At 58.5% G+C, this 19,088-nt stretch carries 19 protein-coding genes; 8 read left to right on the forward strand and 11 right to left on the reverse strand.

The window, feature by feature from the left end:
* Nucleotides 1-69: 69 nt before the first annotated feature.
* The 9 genes from XMD517_RS14685 to XMD517_RS14725 form a co-directional block, all read right to left on the reverse strand.
* A complete protein-coding gene (locus tag XMD517_RS14685; protein WP_173485311.1) occupies nucleotides 70-501 on the reverse strand; it encodes a DUF3052 family protein in 432 nt (143 codons plus the stop codon).
* On the reverse strand, nucleotides 498-908 hold the full coding sequence (locus tag XMD517_RS15760; protein WP_254449624.1) for a ZIP family metal transporter: 411 nt from the start codon (nucleotides 906-908) through the stop codon (nucleotides 498-500). The genes XMD517_RS14685 and XMD517_RS15760 overlap by 4 nt, the downstream gene beginning before the upstream one ends.
* 313 nt (nucleotides 909-1,221) lie before the next feature.
* On the reverse strand, nucleotides 1,222-2,001 hold the full coding sequence (locus XMD517_RS14695; protein WP_055188506.1) for a succinate dehydrogenase iron-sulfur subunit: 780 nt from the start codon (nucleotides 1,999-2,001) through the stop codon (nucleotides 1,222-1,224).
* A gap of 12 nt (nucleotides 2,002-2,013) precedes the next feature.
* A complete protein-coding gene (sdhA, locus tag XMD517_RS14700; protein ID WP_055188508.1) occupies nucleotides 2,014-3,825 on the reverse strand; it encodes a succinate dehydrogenase flavoprotein subunit in 1,812 nt (603 codons plus the stop codon).
* A 15-nt stretch (nucleotides 3,826-3,840) separates the two neighbouring features.
* Nucleotides 3,841-4,212 (reverse strand): succinate dehydrogenase, hydrophobic membrane anchor protein, encoded by a 372-nt coding sequence (gene sdhD, locus XMD517_RS14705; protein WP_055188510.1) that lies wholly within the window; start codon nucleotides 4,210-4,212, stop codon nucleotides 3,841-3,843.
* Between the two features lie 13 nt (nucleotides 4,213-4,225).
* Nucleotides 4,226-4,609 carry a succinate dehydrogenase, cytochrome b556 subunit gene (gene sdhC, locus XMD517_RS14710; RefSeq protein WP_173485313.1) on the reverse strand — a complete coding sequence of 128 codons (384 nt, stop codon included), beginning with the start codon at nucleotides 4,607-4,609 and terminating at the stop codon, nucleotides 4,226-4,228.
* A gap of 395 nt (nucleotides 4,610-5,004) precedes the next feature.
* Nucleotides 5,005-6,039 (reverse strand): MaoC family dehydratase, encoded by a 1,035-nt coding sequence (locus XMD517_RS14715; RefSeq protein WP_173485314.1) that lies wholly within the window; start codon nucleotides 6,037-6,039, stop codon nucleotides 5,005-5,007.
* A gap of 22 nt (nucleotides 6,040-6,061) precedes the next feature.
* Nucleotides 6,062-6,610, reverse strand: coding sequence for an NnrU family protein (locus XMD517_RS14720; RefSeq protein ID WP_173485315.1), 549 nt, complete (start codon nucleotides 6,608-6,610; stop codon nucleotides 6,062-6,064).
* A gap of 25 nt (nucleotides 6,611-6,635) precedes the next feature.
* Entirely contained in the window at nucleotides 6,636-7,484 is an 849-nt protein-coding gene (locus tag XMD517_RS14725; protein WP_173487957.1) for a CoA ester lyase, read from the reverse strand.
* A 313-nt stretch (nucleotides 7,485-7,797) separates the two neighbouring features.
* Between XMD517_RS14725 and XMD517_RS14730 the strand changes: the two genes are divergently transcribed.
* Complete coding sequence (locus tag XMD517_RS14730; protein WP_173485317.1) at nucleotides 7,798-8,130, forward strand: hypothetical protein; 333 nt, start codon at nucleotides 7,798-7,800, stop codon at nucleotides 8,128-8,130.
* A 21-nt stretch (nucleotides 8,131-8,151) separates the two neighbouring features.
* On the opposite strand, the gene XMD517_RS14735 is transcribed toward XMD517_RS14730, so the two are convergent.
* Nucleotides 8,152-8,910: a sulfite exporter TauE/SafE family protein gene (locus XMD517_RS14735; RefSeq protein ID WP_173485318.1), complete on the reverse strand. Its 759-nt coding sequence runs from the start codon at nucleotides 8,908-8,910 to the stop codon at nucleotides 8,152-8,154.
* Between the two features lie 157 nt (nucleotides 8,911-9,067).
* Between XMD517_RS14735 and mdh the strand changes: the two genes are divergently transcribed.
* Nucleotides 9,068-10,030, forward strand: a complete 963-nt coding sequence (gene mdh / locus XMD517_RS14740) for a malate dehydrogenase (RefSeq protein ID WP_055189046.1) — start codon at nucleotides 9,068-9,070, stop codon at nucleotides 10,028-10,030.
* A gap of 76 nt (nucleotides 10,031-10,106) precedes the next feature.
* On the opposite strand, the gene XMD517_RS14745 is transcribed toward mdh, so the two are convergent.
* Nucleotides 10,107-11,099 (reverse strand): glycosyltransferase family 2 protein, encoded by a 993-nt coding sequence (locus XMD517_RS14745; protein WP_173487958.1) that lies wholly within the window; start codon nucleotides 11,097-11,099, stop codon nucleotides 10,107-10,109.
* Nucleotides 11,100-11,458: 359 nt separating this feature from the next.
* Between XMD517_RS14745 and sucC the strand changes: the two genes are divergently transcribed.
* The 6 genes from sucC (at nucleotide 11,459) to XMD517_RS14775 (ending at nucleotide 19,025) form a co-directional block, all read left to right on the forward strand.
* A complete protein-coding gene (gene sucC, locus XMD517_RS14750; protein WP_173485320.1) occupies nucleotides 11,459-12,652 on the forward strand; it encodes an ADP-forming succinate--CoA ligase subunit beta in 1,194 nt (397 codons plus the stop codon).
* On the forward strand, nucleotides 12,652-13,182 hold the full coding sequence (locus XMD517_RS14755; protein WP_173485321.1) for a hypothetical protein: 531 nt from the start codon (nucleotides 12,652-12,654) through the stop codon (nucleotides 13,180-13,182). Before sucC ends, XMD517_RS14755 begins: the two co-directional genes overlap by 1 nt.
* 49 nt (nucleotides 13,183-13,231) lie before the next feature.
* A complete protein-coding gene (sucD, locus tag XMD517_RS14760; RefSeq protein ID WP_173485322.1) occupies nucleotides 13,232-14,116 on the forward strand; it encodes a succinate--CoA ligase subunit alpha in 885 nt (294 codons plus the stop codon).
* A gap of 69 nt (nucleotides 14,117-14,185) precedes the next feature.
* Nucleotides 14,186-17,155 carry a 2-oxoglutarate dehydrogenase E1 component gene (locus XMD517_RS14765; RefSeq protein WP_173485323.1) on the forward strand — a complete coding sequence of 990 codons (2,970 nt, stop codon included), beginning with the start codon at nucleotides 14,186-14,188 and terminating at the stop codon, nucleotides 17,153-17,155.
* Nucleotides 17,156-17,158: 3 nt separating this feature from the next.
* On the forward strand, nucleotides 17,159-18,658 hold the full coding sequence (gene odhB, locus XMD517_RS14770) for a 2-oxoglutarate dehydrogenase complex dihydrolipoyllysine-residue succinyltransferase (RefSeq protein ID WP_173485324.1): 1,500 nt from the start codon (nucleotides 17,159-17,161) through the stop codon (nucleotides 18,656-18,658).
* A 97-nt stretch (nucleotides 18,659-18,755) separates the two neighbouring features.
* Nucleotides 18,756-19,025 carry a hypothetical protein gene (locus XMD517_RS14775; protein ID WP_055188534.1) on the forward strand — a complete coding sequence of 90 codons (270 nt, stop codon included), beginning with the start codon at nucleotides 18,756-18,758 and terminating at the stop codon, nucleotides 19,023-19,025.
* Nucleotides 19,026-19,088 lie beyond the last annotated feature (63 nt).

A 19,088-nucleotide genomic window follows, 5' to 3' on the forward strand; every position in this document is an offset into this window, starting at 1 on the left:
GCAGGCTTGGGGGTGGCTCACTGCGTGAGCCTTGCCTCCGGCGGAGGTATTTCAGGCAAGAAAAAAAGATCAGGGAAGGGGGCGAGTGGCGCGGTGTTCCTTGCGGATGACGAGTTTGAGGCCGGACCAGATCCTGTCCACGGCGCAGACTTTCACGTCAACAAGGGTGGTTTTGAGGGCGGCGTTGCGGATCATGTCTTCGCTCATATCGGTTGGAACTTTCGACGCTTTCTTGGGCCAGGAGATCCAGATCATGCCGTCGCGATCGAGGTTTGCGAGGAGGATGGGCAGGACGGTTTCCAAGGTGGCGCGGTCATCGGTGAACATATGGATCACGTCATAGGGGCCGGAGAGGTGATCCGGCGTGGCGTCATCCACGAGGATAAACGCGCGGCTGGTGGTGAGGGGATTATGGGCTGCGGGGCGATTGATCCACGCCACGCGCTGCCCGTCTTTGAGGCCGAGTTTCTTGGCGAGGGGTGTGGTGGAATATCCTGTCATGACGTCAGGATATGTCCAGCCAATCCAAATGCAAAACCCAAGATTGCCCCCAGAGGCGGGGACCAGCTGTGTTTGACGGAAACTTGCGGGGCAATGTCCTGAAATATCAGGTAAAGGATGCCGCCTGCTGAAAACAACATAAATGCGCCAAGAACAGTGGGAAGGTCTGCCAGGAATTGATGCCCTGTGAGAGCGGCAAGGGGGCCAAGCGGCACAAGGGCTGCAAAAAGTATCAGTCGCGTATGACGTGGCACTGAGCCGACTGCCAGCTCGCGGTCTGCGTTGAAACCTTCCGGTAAGTTCTGGGCACCAATCATGCAGGCGAGCAATGCAGCCACTTTTGGATCAGCAGTCAAAATGGCGCCGAGGGCGAGGGATTCTGGAATGAAATCCATCAGCATGGCCATGAACTGAGCTTTGGAGCCCCCCCTACGTGCAAGGGTTATGTCCGCGAATAATGCGACCAGAGACCCCAGTAGGAAAAGCAACAGGGCAGGCGGTCCCGGGAGGCGGGACAGGCCTTCGGGAACAAGGATCAAGGCAATTGCCGAGAGAAGGGCACCTGCCCCGAAGGCCATGATCCAGTGATTGGTCTGATTGCGGATCGTGCCAGGCAGAAGCTGGTCGAACCGGGCAAGCCACGCCCCAAAAGGAATGGCCGCCCCGGCAAGGGCGGCCAATGTGATTGCATAGATGAGATCACCCATGTCCTATACCTGCTTACAGGTGGCGTTCCACCATCATCTTCTTGATCGACGCAATGGCCTTGGCCGGGTTCAGGCCTTTCGGGCAGGTCTTGGCGCAGTTCATGATGGTGTGGCAGCGGTAGAGCTTGAACGGATCTTCCAGATTGTCCAGACGCTCGCCGGTGGCCTCATCGCGCGAGTCGATCAGCCAGCGATAGGCATGAAGCAGCGCGGCCGGGCCGAGGTAGCGATCGCCGTTCCACCAGTAGCTCGGGCAAGAGGTCGAGCAGCTGGCGCACATCACGCATTCATAGAGACCATCAAGCTTCTTGCGGTCCTCAATGGACTGCTTCCACTCTTTTGCCGGGCGGTTGGTCTTGGTTTCCAGCCACGGCATGATCGAGGCATGCTGGGCGTAGAAATGGGTCAGATCCGGGATCAGGTCTTTCACCACCGGCATATGCGGCAGCGGATAAATCTTCACGTCACCCTTGATCTCATCCATTCCGTAAATACAGGCCAGCGTGTTGATCCCGTCGATGTTCATCGCGCAAGATCCACAGATCCCCTCGCGGCAGGAACGGCGGAAGGTGAGGGTCGGATCAATCTCGTTCTTGATCTTGATCAGCGCGTCCAGAACCATCGGCCCGCATTCGTCCATATTGACGAAATAGCTGTCCACCCGCGGGTTTTCGCCATCATCCGGGTTCCAGCGATAGATCTGGAACTTGCGGACATTGGTGGCGCCTTCGGGCTTGGGCCAGGTTTTGCCGACGCGAACGGTCGAGTTCTTGGGGAGCTTGAATTGTACCATCTGGCGTCCTCCTTAGAACGTCCGCGCTTTGGGCGCGATTTTCTTGAGATTGATGCCGCCTTCGGCTTCGGTGGTGAGCGGATCCACAATCACGGGGCGGTAAGACAGGTCTACCTTGGTGCCGGTCTCGTCGATGCGTGAAATGGTGTGAACACGCCAGTTCTCATCGTCCCGATCCGGGAAATCCTCATGCGCGTGGGCGCCGCGGCTTTCCTTGCGGGCCTCGGCCGATACGATGGTCGAGATGGCTGACGGCATCAGGTTGGTGAGTTCCAGCGTTTCCATCAGGTCCGAGTTCCAGACCAGCGACGTATCGGTGACCTTCAGGTCGCCCATCTTGCCGGCAATCTCGGTCATCGCTTCAACGCCTTCAGCCATGGTTTTCGCGGTGCGGAAGACGGCCGCGTCGCGTTGCATGGTTTTCTGCATTTCCAGACGCAGGTCGGCGGTCGGGATCGCGCCTTTTGCATAGCGCAGGCCGTCAAACCGTTCGAAGATCTTGTCGACGGCACCGGTGTTCAGCTCGGGATGCGCGGCGTTCTTGTCCACCACTTTACCGGCCCGGATCGCAGCCGCGCGGCCAAACACCACGAGGTCAATCAGCGAGTTGGAGCCGAGGCGGTTTGCCCCGTGCACAGACGCACAGCCTGCTTCACCTGCCGCCATCAGCCCCGGCACAACAGCGGTCGGATCTTCTGCGGTCGGGTTCAGCACTTCGCCCCAATAGTTGGTCGGGATGCCGCCCATGTTGTAGTGAACGGTGGGCAGAACCGGGATCGGTTCCTTGTTCACATCCACGCCTGCAAAGATCTTGGCGCTTTCCGAAATGCCCGGCAGGCGTTCGGCCAGTGCCTCGGCGGGCAGGTGGTCGAGATGCAGGAAGATGTGATCGCCATCTTTGCCCACGCCACGGCCTTCGCGGATTTCCATGGTCATGGACCGCGACACGTAATCGCGCGGGGCGAGGTCTTTATACTGGGGCGCGTAACGCTCCATGAACCGCTCGCCTTCGCTGTTCACAAGGTAGCCGCCTTCGCCGCGGGCACCCTCGGTGATCAGACAGCCAGAGCCGTAGATGCCGGTCGGGTGGAACTGAACAAACTCAAGGTCCTGCATTGGCAGGCCTGCGCGCATCACCATGCCGCCACCGTCGCCGGTGCAGGTATGGGCTGAGGTGGCCGAGAAATAGGCGCGGCCGTAACCGCCGGTGGCCAGCACAACCATCTTTGCCTTGAAGACATGGAATGTGCCGTCATCGAGCTTCCAGCACACCACACCCTGACACTGACCATCGTCAGACATCAGCAGGTCGATGGCGAAGTATTCGATGTAAAACTCGGCGTTGTTCTTGACCGACTGGCCGTAGAGCGTGTGCAGGATCGCGTGACCGGTGCGGTCTGCAGCGGCACAGGTCCGTTGCACGGGGGGGCCTTCACCGAACTCGGTGGTGTGGCCGCCAAACGGGCGCTGATAGATCTTGCCTTCTTCGGTGCGCGAGAACGGCACGCCGTAATGTTCCAGCTCGTAAACCGCCTTGGGCGCTTCGCGGGCCAGATATTCCATAGCGTCGGTGTCACCCAGCCAGTCAGAGCCTTTCACCGTGTCATACATGTGCCACTGCCAGTTGTCCGGGCCCATGTTAGAAAGCGATGCGGCGATGCCACCCTGTGCGGCCACAGTGTGCGAACGGGTCGGGAAAACCTTGGTCACACAGGCGGTGCGCAGGCCTTGTTCTGCCATGCCGAGGGTCGCGCGCAGACCGGCGCCACCGGCACCGACCACGACCACGTCATATTCGTGGGTTTCGTATTCGTAAGCTGCCATTGGGGTGCTCCGGTCTTAAAATGCAATGCGGCCAAGGCCATAAAGGGCCGTGGCGATGATGGTGTAGGAGATGGCGGTGCAACCGGCCACCAGCACCTTTTTGGTCACCCCGCGCGAGTAATCCTCGATCACGACCTGAATGCCGTGGCGGAAGTGGACCATGGCGGTGACGATGGTCATCGCGGCGATGATGGCGGGGAAGGGGCGTTGGTAATAGGCAAGTGCCTCTTCATAGCCCATGCCAAGCGCGTGGCCGAAGGTCAGGGCGAAAAGGGGCATCAGCACCAGCAGGCCAAGGGCCGAAATCGCCTGGCCCCAGAAATGATCTGTTCCGGATCCGGAAGAACCTTTGCCAACGGCGCGTTTGCGGTCAGTCAGAAACTGCATGTCAGGTTCCTTCTCAGATAATCAGAGCGACGAGGATCGCCAGCACAACCGAGCCACCGATCACAGCGAGGCCCATTTTCTCGGCGGTTTCGATATCAAGTCCGATACCGATATCCCAGATCAGGTGACGCAGGCCGGACAGCGCGTGGTAACACAGCGCCCAGAGCGCCATGAACATGACCAGATCGCCAATGAACGAGGTCATCAGGCCGTTCACGAAATCATAATAGCCCGGTCCCATTGCGGCTGCGAAAAACCACCAGGCGACCAATACGGCGCCACCCAGAAGTGCCACGCCGGTGATGCGGGCAAAAATGGAGGAGATGGAGGTCAGCTGCGGACGGTAAATCTGCAAGTGTGGGGAAAGAGGGCGGTTGCCTCTGTTCACATCGGCCATGGCGGCCTCCTCTTGATCTGTTGCGACTTTGATGCGCTCTGGAGATCGGGCCGCAGGGGCGTCAAATCCTAAGCGCGCGTGGTCTTGGAAAGTGTCTGCCAGACGGGGTGAACGGGTCCGGCAAAAACCCTTTGCGACAGGAATAGACCCTTTTGCGGCACAGAGTCACGTCTTGACTCGGGATAAAAATGCGTAATTTGCGCTAACAGATGCGAAAAAACACGTCTGTGATCACAAAAAAATAATTTGTGATCACGAAATGACGTGCTGCAATTCTGACGGAAAGAGTTGGTTAATGTATGCCGTGGCACACAGAAATATGCCGCCCTTTTTGCACCACCGCAGGGCTGATCTGAGCCGTTGCGGTGGCGCTATTGAAGGTTGGTTCCCTCAAATTACATCGGCATCAGAGCCCAGTAATCAAGATCCAACATGACATCGGGCAGGTATTTGCCATCGTCACCTTTCAGCGCAAACGCTTCTGCGCCATGTTTGACCGCGACAAGGCGCAGGCGAATGGCCCCAACGCCCGGCACCCCGGTTTCGGCCTTGTCGAGAACCTCTGACCACGCTCGGATCGTATCGCCCGAGAAGCAGGGGTTGGCATGGGCACCGCCATTGAGACCGACAATCATCTGCGCGTTGGCAAGCCCGTTGAAGGACAGGGCGCGGGCCATGGAAATCACATGCCCCCCATAAATCAACCGCTGCCCATCCGGACGGAAGGTGGCGTCAAAATGCACCTTGGCAGTATTCTGCCACAGGCGGGTCGCCATCATGTGCTCGGCTTCCTCCACGGTGACGCCGTCCACGTGATCAATTTTCTCACCGATCTCGTAGTCGCCCCAGCGATGCGGCTCACCTGCAAGGGTGAAATCGTAATCCTCAAAGGACAGCCCCTCCGGGATGACAAGGTCTTCGACGCCCAGAACCTGTTTCAGCTCCGGGATCACGGTTTCCGGGGCAGGGGCCTCCAGATTGCCTTTGCGCACCATGACCCAGCGCACATATTCCAGCACAGCCTCGCCGGTCTGGTTGATGCCCACCGTGTGCACCCAGACCACGCCGGATTTGCCATTGGAATTTTCTTTCAGGCCGATCACCTTGGACATCGAACGCAGCGTGTCGCCCGGATAAACCGGTTTCAGCCAGCGGCCTTCAGCGTAGCCCAGATTGGCCACCGCGTTCAGCGAGATATCCGGCACGGTTTTTCCAAAGACAACGTGAAAGGCAATCAGATCATCCAGCGGTGACCCTTCCAGCCCACAGGCCCCGGCAAACTCGTCCGAGGAGTAAAGCGCGTGACGGGCCGGATACAACGCGTGGTAAAGGGCGCGTTCCCCCTCGGCCACGGTGCGGGGCACCGCGTGGGCAATCTCGTCGCCCAGTTTATAGTCTTCAAAGAAGCGGCCCGGATTGGTTTTGGCCATCTTTCATCTCCTAGATTTGAGGTCACGCCCCAAAAGGCGCAGGGCCGATCAGCCCGTGTATATATCCGATCACGGCAAGCAAGATCACCGAGGCCACAAGGAACATCGCGTCCTTGGCAATGCTGCCTTTCGGGTTTGGGGTCCAGTTGGGGTCCGCCGCATTGATCACCTTCATCTCGGCCACTGCCCAGACGGTCAAGCCGCCAAACAGCACGTAAGAGGCCGGGTCAGGGTTCACCATCATATGCGCCACTGCCCAAACGATCATACCGGTCAGCATCGGGTGGCGCATCTTGTAGAGGATTGTGCCTTTCGACGGGCCGGGGCTCATCAGGTAGATGGCGATGAGCACTGCCAGGTTGTTGATATGTTTGAAGAAGGTCGGATAGGCAAACAGGTCATAGCTTTCCCATGCCTTGTAGCCGATCACCATCACGACCACGCCCGCCAGAATGATCCCGGCGGACACAGCTTTGGCCTTCTCACCCATGGCGGCATGGCGCCCGGGCAGGGCGCGTTTCCAGAAATGGCCGATATACCACAGGGCGAGGCCGAGGATGAGAAGGGTCATGATGGGTCTCCGAACGTGTTGGGCCTCAGCCCTCCAGCGCCTTGATCGCCTCGGCTTTGGCCAGAATACCTTTTGCCGTCACAACATGCAGGTTTTCGACGATTTTACCATCCACAACCGCAACGCCCTGACCCGAGGCTTCTGCCTCTTCAAAAGCGGCAATCTGGCGCTGGGCGAGGTCAATTTCCGCGTCAGAAGGCGCAAAGGCGTCGTTGGCAACGGCCAGTTGGGCCGGGTGGATCAGCGTTTTGCCATCCATGCCCATATCGCGCCCCTGGTCACATTCGGCCCGCAGACCGTCTTCGTCCTTGAAAGCGTTGTAGACGCCATCGACGATCACAACATCATAAGCCTTGGCGGCGATCAGGCACATATGCAGCCCGCCCATCATCGGCAGGCGGTCGGCGCGGAACCGGGTGTTCAACTCCTTGGCCAGATCATTGGTGCCCATGACAAAGCCCTTCAGGCGCGGATGGGCTGCAATTTCAGCAGCATTCAGCATCCCCATCGGAGTTTCCATCATTGCCCAGAGATCCACGTCAGGGATCAGCGCGGCCAGGTCATCGAGCTGCGCGGCTGAGCCCACTTTCGGCATCAGGATGGCGTCGATATCCGCGCCCACCATGGCCGCCACATCCTCTTTGCCCCATTCGGTATCAAACCCGTTGATGCGAACAATCTTGGCGCGGTTGCCATATCCGCCCTTGTCGAGTTCGGCGCGCAGAGTGGCGCGGGCTTCGACCTTGGCATCGGGGGCAACGGCGTCTTCGAGGTCGAAAATGATCGCATCGCAGGCCAGGCCACGCGCCTTTTCCAAAGCGCGCTCTTTCGAGCCGGGAATGTAGAGGACGGACCGGTAGGGACGTTGAGACATGATTCTGGTTCTCCGCAATATTCTTGCGCACAGCATCGCGATTGCGCAGCATTTCGCAAGGGTAGATTTGCTGCATTGCAGAATTTCTACGTGGCGTTCCTGCCCGTCAGGGCCAAAGTGCGGCGCGTTAACCAGTTCTTCGGGCTTGAGGCGCAGGCTGATTGGACCCGCCGAGCGACGGGAGGGCCCGTGGTCGGCCACCGATGTCACCCAGGTGACACGGGATGCAGCTCGGCACCTGATCGGACTTGGGATCTGTATCGCCGTAACCCGGATGGCCCGGTGCAGCGCCCCTGTATGAAAGGGAAGACACATGAACCTTTTGTTGAAACAACGGATCCTGGCCTTGGCGCTGGTGTCGGGGGCGCTGCTCCTGTCGATGCAGAATGCCTATGCTCAGGGGCGCAATTGTGCGCCGCGATTGGCGGTGGTGGAGCGCTTGGCGGAAACCTATGGCGAGACCCGGCAGTCGATCGGTCTGGCGACAAATAATACGGTGGTCGAAGTGTTTGCCTCTGCGGAAAGCGGCAGCTGGACCATTACCGTGACCAATCCGCAGGGGATCACCTGCCTGGTGGCCGCAGGCCGCAGCTTTGAGGTGCTGAACGAAGAACTGACTCCGGCCATGCTGGGGGAACCCGCCTAATGGCGGGGCTGACTGCCAGCTTCAGGTCAGCCCTTCCCAGATCAGCTTGGTGCCGGTTATCAGCAGGAACGCATAGGTCAGTCGGAAAAACCAATGCTCGGGCATCAAATGGTGCAGTTTCACACCCGCCCAGATGCCCGCGACCGCAAAGGGGGCAAGGAACAGATCGGCCTTGATCGTTTGCCATGAAAAGATGCCAAGGGCCGCATAGGGGATGAATTTCATCCCGTTGATCGCCCAAAAGACGATCACCGTGGTGGCCTGAAAGCTCAGCTTGTCGAGGCGGCGCGACAGCAGGAACACCGCCGCGGGGGGGCCGCCCGCATGGCTGATAAAGCTGGTCAGTCCCGCCAAAACGCCCCAGAACAAGCCCGGTCCCTTGCCCATCGGGCGCGCCGCCGGCGGGATCCACCCCCGGCCTCGGGCAATCTGGAAGGCGACAAACCCCACCGCAATCAGTCCGATCAGCAGGCGAAACAGATCCGCATTGGCGATGGAATACAGCACCGCCCCCAATGCGACGCCGGGCAGCGCGCCGAGGATCAGCGTCTTCGCCGCATCTCCGTTCCATTTGCCCCAATAGGGGCGCAGGGCGGTCACATCCATCAACATCAACAGCGGCAGCATCAGGCCAATTGCAGCGCCTGGCTCAAGAATCAGCGCAAGCAGTGGGGTTGCCGCAAAGGCAGCCCCCGAGCCAAATCCCCCCTTGGAAATGCCTGCAAACAGCACGGCCGGGATCGCGAAGGCAAAGAATGTGAAATCCAGAATTTCCGGCATAGGTTCGGTGCAAACTGCATGTTTTAAGTCGCTTTAGCGCTATCGTGTCACCTTGCTCTACGCAACCTCCAAGATATGCCGCATCGCAGCGCCCTTGCGTGAAAACGACATTGCGACTAGGCATAGCGTCAAATTTCAATGGATGGAGATCATTCTCATGGCACGACCCAAAATTGCCCTCATCGGTTCGGGTATGATCGGTGGCACCCTGGCCCACCTCGCAGCTCTGAAAGAAATGGGCGACGTTGTCCTTTTCGACATCGCCGACGGTATCCCGCAGGGCAAGGCACTGGACATCGCGGAAAGCGGCCCGGTTGAAGGTTTTGACGCTGCCCTGTCCGGCACCACCGACTATGCCGATATTGCTGGTGCTGACGTCTGCATCGTGACCGCCGGTGTGCCGCGCAAACCGGGCATGTCGCGTGATGACCTTCTGGGGATCAACCTGAAAGTCATGAAATCGGTGGGTGAAGGCATTGCCCAGCACGCCCCGAACGCTTTTGTGATCTGCATCACCAACCCGCTGGACGCCATGGTTTGGGCGCTGCGCGAGTTCTCGGGCCTGCCGCATGAGAAAGTGGTCGGCATGGCCGGCGTTCTGGACTCGGCGCGCTTCCGTCACTTCCTGTCGGTCGAGTTTGACGTGTCGATGCGTGACGTGACCGCGTTCGTTCTGGGTGGTCACGGTGACACCATGGTTCCGCTGACCCGTTACTCGACCGTTGGCGGCATCCCGCTGCCGGATCTGGTGAAAATGGGCTGGACCAGCCAAGAGAAACTGGACGCAATCGTTCAGCGCACCCGTGACGGTGGCGCCGAGATCGTTGGCCTTTTGAAAACCGGTTCGGCATATTATGCCCCGGCGGCTTCGGCGATCGAAATGGCTCAGGCTTACCTGAACGACCAGAAACGCCTGCTGCCCTGCGCGGCTTACGTTGACGGTGCCTACGGTCTTGACGGCTTCTATGTGGGCGTTCCGACCATCATCGGCGCAAACGGCATCGAGAAAGTCATCGACATTGAGCTGAACAAAGAAGAACAAGCCATGTTCGACAAGTCGGTTGACGCGGTGAAGGGCCTTGTCTCTGCCTGTAAAGAAATCGACCCCTCGCTGGCTTAATTCAAGTTATTGAGATGAAAAAGAAAAGCCGGTGCAACTGCGCCGGCTTTTTGCATTTCGTGGGGATCGGGGACTGTCAGAGGTTGCGTTCTCGGATCCGCTTTGCCAGCGTTTCGGCCTCTGTCCGAAGATTGGCGTTGAACCCGCTGGTGGTGAGGTCGACCTCAAGCCCGGGGGCGATCTTGGCAATGGACGCCAAGGGATCAATCGCCATCTCAATCAGCTTGCCGCGCTTTGACAATTGTCGTGCCTGCCAGCCGTTCAGGCAAAACAGCTCATCATAAATCAGAAGCGCCTCGGCCAGGGGATCTTCCGCACCATTGATCGCCATCACGTTGCGTTTGCGTGCGTTGTTCAACAGCATGTTCCAATGGTTGGTACGTTCGACATATTTCAGCGATTTATAGGCCCAGTGCAGCGGCGTGATACCGTCAAAATGCAAGATCCGAAGATGCTGCGCCGTTTCGTGAGGCAGCACATCCCCCCCGCGTTTTGTCTTGGCGTTGTGGATGGCAATAAAACCGTCCTCTTTGCGCGGGGTCAGGGTCTTTCCGCTGCTATGCCCACCCATGCCGCCAGACATGAACCGGTTGCTGGCCCCATAGATGTCTCGGGCCAGATCACGATCCTTGATCGCGCCGCGCAACATCCCTCCGAACAGGCCATAGGTCTGAGCGGGGTGGGGGACAGGCCCCCAGCACCGTTCCAGATTGGGAATTTTCAGCCAGGGTGTTTGAAAGCTGAAATCCTGCGCCATCGCGTCGCCCGGTGCCCAAAGAAATTCGTCCGCATCAATATGCAAGATCAGATCTGCTTTGCTTCTGTGCTTGGCATCGTTTGCGTTCAGCGCCTGTCGCCCGGTCTGCAGCGGCGGGACGGTGCCATTGTTCAACCTGGCCCAGTGGGCGGGATCGCAACGGGTGACCTCGACGCCATCAAGGGTCTCAAGCAGCTCTGCCGCCGGGTCCTGCGGGTTGTCGAAATAAAGGTGAACCCGATGCGCCCCAAGCGAGAGGTGATGACAGGCAAAGGCAAGAACCAGCGGAATTGGTTCGCGCACGGTGGACACGACGGACCAGCTTGGACAAGGTGTTTCGGGCAAAAGGGAACTCGCAGGTAATGATCTTGCTTGCACTCTAGCCAGCCCGATGTGAGAAGCCAATTCAGAAAGAGATTCGCGCCAGATTTACGGGTTTCTTCCCAGAAGTTGCTGATTTTGGGTGATTTACGTTCTTTCGGGCAGAAGCAGCGACATTTTCAGGGCAATATGCGGCATTTCCAATTTGTGATCACAGGTTTTGAGGGTGTGATCACAAATGAGAAAAAAATACCGAAAAAACCCATTTTCCCGTCAAAAATCGTTTCTTTACATGTTCTGTTGTGCATTCTGACCGGGAACACACTGGACCAACTGGATAGGATGATTTCATGAACATTCATGAATACCAGGCGAAGGCCCTTCTGAAATCCTACGGTGCCCCCGTTTCCGAGGGTCGCGCCGTATTGAAAGCAGAAGATGCCAAGACCGCCGCAGGTGAACTCGACGGCCCGCTTTGGGTGGTCAAAGCCCAAATTCACGCAGGTGGCCGCGGCAAAGGTTCCTTCAAGGAAGCTGATGCTGGCGAAAAAGGCGGTGTGCGCCTGACCAAATCGGTGGAAGAAGCCGCCGAAGAAGCCAAGAAGATGCTGGGCCGCACCCTTGTGACCCACCAGACCGGCCCGGCCGGCAAGCAAGTCAACCGCATCTATATCGAAGCCGGCTCCGGCATCGAGCGCGAACTGTATCTCGCTCTGCTGGTCGACCGTCAGACCTCGCGCATTTCGTTCGTTTGCTCGACCGAAGGTGGCATGGACATTGAGGAGGTGGCCGCAGCGACCCCCGAAAAGATCCTGTCCTTCTCGGTGGATCCGGCAACCGGTTACCAAGGCTTCCACGGCCGCCGCATCGCGTTTGCGCTGGGCCTTGAAGGCGCTCAGATCAAGCAATGCGTGAAACTGATGGGCCAGCTCTACAAGGCTTTCGTTGAGAAAGACATGGAGATGCTGGAGATCAACCCGCTGATCGTGGCCGAAGGCGGCGACCTCAAGGTGCTCGACGCCAAGGTTGGCTTTGACGGCAACGCAGTCTATCGCCACCCGGATATTGCCGAGCTGCGCGATGTGACCGAAGAAGACCCGAAAGAGCTGGAAGCGTCGAAATACGACCTGAACTACATCGCTCTGGACGGTGAAATCGGCTGCATGGTGAACGGTGCAGGTCTGGCCATGGCCACCATGGACATCATCAAGCTCTACGGCGCTGAACCGGCCAACTTCCTCGACGTGGGTGGCGGTGCGACCAAAGAGAAAGTGACCGAAGCCTTCAAGATCATCACCTCGGACCCCAATGTGAAGGGCATCCTTGTGAACATTTTCGGCGGCATCATGCGCTGTGACGTGATCGCCGAGGGCGTGGTTGCAGCCGTGAAAGAAGTGGGCCTGCAGGTTCCGCTGGTTGTGCGTCTGGAAGGCACCAATGTGGAAGCCGGTAAAGAGATCATCAACACCTCAGGTCTTGACGTGATCGCTGCCGACAACCTGTCGGACGGCGCCGAGAAAATCGTGAAAGCGGTGAAAGGCTGATGAAAAAAGCTTCTTACAAACTGGTGTTGGGCTTCGGAATTCTTGGACTAGGTTTTGCTAGTTCAGTGGCAGAAGCTGATCCCAACTCCGTTTTGAAGGGGTTTTCAAATGCCTGCCTGCAAGGAGAGATTTCGAATGCAAAATCGCGCCCTCTTATTTCCCATGCTGGAATGAGGGTTGCGAGTATGAACGAAGAGCTCTTTACCCTCGAAAATGAAGATGCCAAAGGGACGATCTACGAAGTCGATCCTTCCATGCTCAATTACAGACGACCGTTTGTTGCTGGTTGCAATGTTGTCTCGGTTGGGCGTTTCGCTGCTGATCTGAAAGCCCCACTGGAAGCGTTGCTGTTGAAGCGCGGTTATGTTGCCGTGAAAGCAAAGCTTAAAGCGGGCAAAATTTCGGGTGCGAAGACGGCTATTCTAGGGGCCTACAAGCGCGGGTCTCGTGTCTACGAAATCTACGTAGGGGATGTGAAATACTCTGGCCGGAAAGGCAGAACATTTCTCCTTGTTGGGCAATTACCGTGAAATTTGCGTTCGATAGATCGCTGAAATTTACAAATTAGGAGACTACCAAATGGCAGTCCTTATCGACGAAAATACCAAGGTCATCTGTCAGGGCTTTACCGGCTCGCAGGGCACCTTCCACTCGGAACAGGCAATTGCCTATGGCACCAAAATGGTCGGGGGCGTGACCCCGGGCAAAGGTGGCATGGAGCATCTGAACCTGCCCGTTTTCAACTCGGTGCACGAGGCGAAAGCCAAGACCGAAGCCAACGCATCGGTGATCTATGTTCCGCCGCCCTTCGCCGCGGATTCGATCCTTGAAGCGATCGACGCTGAGATGGAGCTGATTGTCTGCATCACCGAAGGCATTCCGGTGCTGGACATGATGGGTGTGCAACGAGCTCTGGAAGGCTCCAAGTCGCGCCTGATCGGCCCGAACTGCCCCGGCGTGATCACGCCTGATGCGTGCAAAATCGGCATTATGCCCGGTCACATCCACAAACGTGGCTCGGTTGGTGTTGTGTCGCGCTCCGGCACCCTGACCTATGAGGCTGTGAAACAGACCTCTGACATTGGTCTGGGCCAGTCGACCGCAGTTGGTATCGGTGGTGACCCCATCAAGGGCACCGAGCATATCGACGTCTTGGACATGTTCCTGGACGATGATGAGACCCAGTCGATCATCATGATCGGTGAGATCGGTGGTTCGGCAGAAGAAGAAGCTGCTGAATTCCTGGCCGAACAGAAGAAAAAAGGCCGCTGGAAGCCGGTTGCTGGCTTTATTGCTGGCCGCACCGCCCCTCCGGGCCGTCGCATGGGCCATGCCGGTGCGATTGTGGCCGGCGGCAAAGGTGGCGCCGAGGACAAGATCGAAGCCATGCGTTCCGCTGGCATCGTGGTGGCCGACAGCCCGGCAACGCTGGGCGAGGCCGTTCTGGAAGCCATTGGCAAATAAACATTTAAAACGCAGGCGTCCGGTATGGTCCGGGCGCCTGCATTCCAATTTCAGTTGAGACCGACACCCATGACGGATCAAAGCCCCAACGACATCTTCCATGCGTCCAGCTTTATGCAAGGCCATAATGCCGAGTATCTGGAACAGCTTTACGCACAATATGCCAAGGACCCTTCGGCGGTCGACGCAGCCTGGGCTGCGTTTTTTGCCGAAATGGGGGACGATGGTCAGGACGCCATTGCCGAGGCCGAAGGGCCCAGCTGGGCGCGCACTGACTGGCCGCCGACACCGACCGGTGATCTGGTGCACAGCCTTGATGGCATGTGGCCGGATGAGGAGACTGCCAAGGATGGCAAGGCTGCGGGCAAGAAAATTGCCGACAAGGCTGCCGAAAAGGGCATTCAGGTCTCTGATCAGGCGATCAAACAGGCGGTGCTGGACAGTATCCGCGCGCTGATGATCATCCGCGCCTACCGGATCCGTGGCCACCTGGCTGCTGACCTTGATCCGCTTGGCATGCGCGAGGCGACAAATCATCCCGAGCTGAACCCGGCATCCTACGGGTTCACCGAGGCCGACATGGACCGGCCGATTTTCATCGACAACGTGCTGGGGCTGGAAATCGCCTCGATGCGCCAGATTGTCGAGATCGTGAAACGCACCTATTGTGGCACATTCGCCCTGCAATACATGCATATTTCGGACCCGGAGCAGGCTGCCTGGCTGAAAGAGCGGATCGAGGGGTTCGACAAGGAAATCACCTTCACCCGCGAGGGGCGTCGTGCGATCCTGAACAAGCTGGTCGAGGCCGAGGGGTTCGAGAAATTCCTGCATGTGAAATACATGGGCACCAAACGCTTTGGTCTGGACGGGGGTGAGGCGCTGATCCCCGCCATGGAACAGATCATCAAACGCGGCGGTGCGCTGGGCGTGAAGGACATCATCATCGGCATGCCGCACCGCGGTCGTCTGTCGGTGCTCGCCAATGTGATGCAGAAACCCTATCGCGCGATTTTCAACGAATTTCAGGGCGGCAGCTTCAAACCGGAAGAGGTTGATGGCTCGGGGGACGTGAAATACCACCTTGGCGCCAGCTCGGACCGTGAATTTGACGGCAATAATGTGCACCTCAGCCTGACCGCCAACCCCTCGCACCTTGAGGCGGTGAACCCGGTGGTTCTGGGCAAGGCCCGCGCCAAGCAGGAACAGCTGGGCGACAAGGACCGCATGCAGGTTCTGCCGATCCTTCTGCATGGCGATGCCGCCTTTGCCGGTCAGGGTGTTGTGGCAGAATGTTTCGGCCTGTCGGGTCTTGTTGGTCACAAGACCGGCGGCACCATGCATATCGTGGTGAACAACCAGATCGGCTTTACCACTGCGCCGCATTTCTCGCGGTCAAGCCCCTATCCGACTGACATCGCCCTGATGGTGGAAGCCCCGATCTTCCACGTGAATGGCGATGATCCCGAGGCCGTGGTGCATGCCGCACGGGTGGCCACCGAATTCCGTCAGAAATTCCACAAGGACGTGGTTCTGGATATCTTCTGCTATCGCCGCTTTGGTCATAACGAGGGCGACGAGCCCATGTTCACCAACCCGGTGATGTATAAGAAGATCAAGAAACACCAGACCACGCTGCAGGTCTATACGGATCGCCTTGTGAAAGAGGGGCTGATCCCGGCTGGCGAAATCGAGGACATGAAAGCCGCGTTCCAGGCCCGCATGAATGAAGAGTTCGAAGCGGGCAAGGAGTTCAAGCCGAATAAGGCGGACTGGCTGGATGGCCGCTGGTCGCATCTTGACAAGAAGGCTGAGGAATATCAGCGCGGTCAGACGGCGATCAAGGACGAGACCTTTGTCGAAGTGGGCAAGGCTTTGTCGACGGCGCCTGAAGGGTATCCGCTGCACAAGACGGTGGGACGCCTGCTCGATACCAAGGCGAAAATGTTCGAAACCGGTAAGGGCTTTGACTGGGCAACGGCCGAGGCGCTGGCCTTCGGGTCCCTGCTGACCGAAGGGTTCCCGGTGCGTCTCGCTGGTCAGGACTGTACCCGCGGCACCTTCTCGCAACGCCATTCAGGCCTGATCAACCAGGACAACGAAGAACGTTACTATCCGCTGAACAACATCCGCGAGGGTCAGGCCCATTACGAGGTCATCGACTCGATGTTGTCGGAATATGCGGTGCTGGGCTTTGAATATGGCTATTCGCTGGCTGAGCCGAATGCTCTGGTGATGTGGGAAGCGCAGTTTGGCGATTTTGCCAACGGGGCGCAGATCATGTTCGACCAGTTCATCTCGTCAGGTGAAGCGAAATGGCTGCGCATGTCCGGTCTGACCGTGCTTCTGCCACATGGCTTCGAAGGGCAGGGGCCGGAGCACAGCTCGGCGCGTCTGGAGCGGTTCTTGCAGATGTGTGGCGGGGACAACTGGATTGTTGCCAACTGCTCGACGCCCGCGAACTATTTCCACATCCTGCGTCGCCAGATGCACCGTGGATACCGCAAGCCGCTGATCCTGATGACGCCGAAATCGCTTCTGCGCCACAAGATGTGTGTCTCAACCGCTGAGGATTTCACCGAAGGGTCAAGCTTCCACCGGGTCCTCTGGGATGACGCGCAGAAGGGCAATTCGGACACGAAACTGGTGGCTGATGACAAGATCAAACGCGTGGTGCTGTGTTCGGGCAAGGTCTATTACGACCTGCTGGAAGAGCGCGATGCCCGCGGCATTGACGACATCTATCTTCTGCGGCTTGAGCAATTCTATCCGTTCCCGGCCATGTCGATGGTCCGTGAAATGGAGCGCTTCAAGAACGCCGAAATCGTCTGGTGTCAGGAAGAACCGAAGAACCAGGGCGCCTGGACCTTCGTGGAACCCAATATCGAATGGGTGCAGACGCGCATCGGCGCCAAGCATACCCGCCCGATCTATGCCGGTCGTCCGGCTTCGGCTTCGCCCGCAACGGGCCTGGCCTCACAGCACAAAGCACAACAGGAAGCGCTGGTGAACGACGCGCTGAACTTGGAAGGGAATTAACCCATGAGCATTGAAGTACGTGTGCCCACCCTGGGTGAAAGCGTGACGGAAGCAACCGTAGCCACCTGGTTCAAGAAACCAGGGGACAGCGTCGCCGCAGATGAAATGCTCTGCGAGCTGGAAACCGATAAGGTGACGGTCGAAGTGCCGGCCCCCTCTGCGGGTGTTCTGGGCGAAATCGTCGCCGGTGAAGGCGTGACCGTTGGGGTGGATGCCCTGCTGGCCACGATCGGCGAAGGCGCGGGCGCCGCCTCGGCCCCGGCTGCTGCCGCGCCCGCTCAGGCGGCGTCTTCGGACGCGGCCGCATCGGTTGACGTGATGGTGCCGAGCCTTGGCGAAAGCGTGTCGGAAGCCACGGTTGCCAGCTGGTTCAAACAGGTGGGTGACACGGTTGCCGCCGATGAGATGCTTTGCGAACTGGAAACCGACAAAGTGTCGGTTGAGGTTCCGGCCCCCGCAGCTGGCGTGCTGACCGAGATCCTTGCCCCGGAGGGTTCCACCGTGGACGCCACCGCCAAGCTTGCCGTAATCGGTGGGGCAGGCGCTGTGGCTGCCCCTGCGGCCCCTGCCGCGGCCCAGAACCCGGCGGCCGCCGTGGCCTCTGGCAAGGACGTGGAAGACGCACCCTCGGCCAAGGTGATGATGGCGCAGGCGGGTCTGGCTGCCGGGTCGGTTCAGGGCACCGGACGTGACGGTCGCGTGATGAAACATGATGTGCAGGCTGCGATGGCGGCGCCCAAAGCGGCGGCTGCTCCGGCCCCGGCAGCTGTTCCGGCTGCGGCAAAAGCACCGGTTGATAATGCCGCTCGTGAAGAGCGCGTGAAGATGACGCGCCTGCGTCAGACCATTGCGCGCCGTCTGAAGGACAGCCAGAACACCGCGGCCATGCTGACCACCTATAACGAGGTGGACATGACCGAGGTGATGGCGCTGCGCAACGAATACAAAGCCGAGTTTGAAAAGAAACACGGCGTGCGTCTGGGCTTCATGTCGTTCTTCACCAAGGCCTGCTGCCACGCGCTGAAAGAAGTGCCGGAAGTGAATGCTGAAATCGACGGCACCGACATTGTCTACAAGAACTATGTGAACATGGGCGTTGCCGCGGGCACCCCCACGGGTCTTGTGGTTCCGGTGATCAACGATGCGGATGCGATGTCCTTTGCTGCCATCGAAAAAGCCATTGCCGAGAAGGGCCGCCGCGCCCGTGATGGCAAGCTCTCGATGGAAGAGATGCAGGGCGGCACCTTCACTATCTCGAACGGTGGTGTCTATGGCTCGCTGATGTCCTCGCCGATCCTGAACCCGCCGCAATCGGGGATCCTTGGTATGCACAAGATCCAGGACCGCCCGATGGCGATTAACGGTCAGGTGGTGATCCGCCCGATGATGTATCTGGCGCTCAGCTATGACCACCGGATCGTTGACGGCAAAGGCGCCGTGACCTTCCTGGTGCGCGTGAAAGAAGCCCTGGAAGATCCGCGTCGCCTTTTGATGGATCTGTAACGCATTCATGGCCCGGGGAAACTCTCCGGGCCTTATCTTCTCGCCATGAATAAGGGGGCAAGGCGCATAAGTCCGCCCCCGGCAAAAGGAATAAGAAATGGCAACACATGTTTTGTGGCAAGCGGATGTCGCAGATTTTGACGCTTGGTATGAGGTGTTCAAAAAGGACCGGTTCAATCGCAAGGCGGTTGGCATTCGCGAACTGCATGTTTGGCAGGACCCCGAAAACAAGAACCACGCCGTTGCCCTGTTCGAGATCCTGAACCTTGAAAAGGCGCGCGCGTTTTTCGATTCGGAAGAGCTGGCAATGCATATGGAGCGCGATGGCGTGTGCCATGTGCAGACCAAGTTGCTGGCACCAGTTTGATATTCAGGTCTATGGACCTGGCCCCACCTGTTCGGGAGGGGCAGAAATTGTCGATGCACCAAT

Source organism: Aliiroseovarius sp. xm-d-517, from assembly GCF_013283135.1.
GTDB lineage: Bacteria > Pseudomonadota > Alphaproteobacteria > Rhodobacterales > Rhodobacteraceae > Aliiroseovarius > Aliiroseovarius crassostreae.

Coding starts and splice junctions, on each gene's coding strand:
- sdhC (WP_173485313.1), bottom strand. CDS start 4,609: ATGGCCGATGTGAACAGAGGCAACCGCCCTCTTTCCCCACACTTGCAG.
- XMD517_RS14755 (WP_173485321.1), top strand. CDS start 12,652: ATGAAAAAAGCTTCTTACAAACTGGTGTTGGGCTTCGGAATTCTTGGA.
- mdh (WP_055189046.1), top strand. CDS start 9,068: ATGGCACGACCCAAAATTGCCCTCATCGGTTCGGGTATGATCGGTGGC.
- XMD517_RS14695 (WP_055188506.1), bottom strand. CDS start 2,001: ATGGTACAATTCAAGCTCCCCAAGAACTCGACCGTTCGCGTCGGCAAA.
- sucC (WP_173485320.1), top strand. CDS start 11,459: ATGAACATTCATGAATACCAGGCGAAGGCCCTTCTGAAATCCTACGGT.
- XMD517_RS14715 (WP_173485314.1), bottom strand. CDS start 6,039: ATGGCCAAAACCAATCCGGGCCGCTTCTTTGAAGACTATAAACTGGGC.
- sucD (WP_173485322.1), top strand. CDS start 13,232: ATGGCAGTCCTTATCGACGAAAATACCAAGGTCATCTGTCAGGGCTTT.
- XMD517_RS14735 (WP_173485318.1), bottom strand. CDS start 8,910: ATGCCGGAAATTCTGGATTTCACATTCTTTGCCTTCGCGATCCCGGCC.
- sdhA (WP_055188508.1), bottom strand. CDS start 3,825: ATGGCAGCTTACGAATACGAAACCCACGAATATGACGTGGTCGTGGTC.
- sdhD (WP_055188510.1), bottom strand. CDS start 4,212: ATGCAGTTTCTGACTGACCGCAAACGCGCCGTTGGCAAAGGTTCTTCC.
- XMD517_RS15760 (WP_254449624.1), bottom strand. CDS start 908: ATGGCCATGCTGATGGATTTCATTCCAGAATCCCTCGCCCTCGGCGCC.
- XMD517_RS14685 (WP_173485311.1), bottom strand. CDS start 501: ATGACAGGATATTCCACCACACCCCTCGCCAAGAAACTCGGCCTCAAA.
- XMD517_RS14720 (WP_173485315.1), bottom strand. CDS start 6,610: ATGACCCTTCTCATCCTCGGCCTCGCCCTGTGGTATATCGGCCATTTC.
- odhB (WP_173485324.1), top strand. CDS start 17,159: ATGAGCATTGAAGTACGTGTGCCCACCCTGGGTGAAAGCGTGACGGAA.
- XMD517_RS14725 (WP_173487957.1), bottom strand. CDS start 7,484: ATGTCTCAACGTCCCTACCGGTCCGTCCTCTACATTCCCGGCTCGAAA.
- XMD517_RS14730 (WP_173485317.1), top strand. CDS start 7,798: ATGAACCTTTTGTTGAAACAACGGATCCTGGCCTTGGCGCTGGTGTCG.
- XMD517_RS14765 (WP_173485323.1), top strand. CDS start 14,186: ATGACGGATCAAAGCCCCAACGACATCTTCCATGCGTCCAGCTTTATG.
- XMD517_RS14775 (WP_055188534.1), top strand. CDS start 18,756: ATGGCAACACATGTTTTGTGGCAAGCGGATGTCGCAGATTTTGACGCT.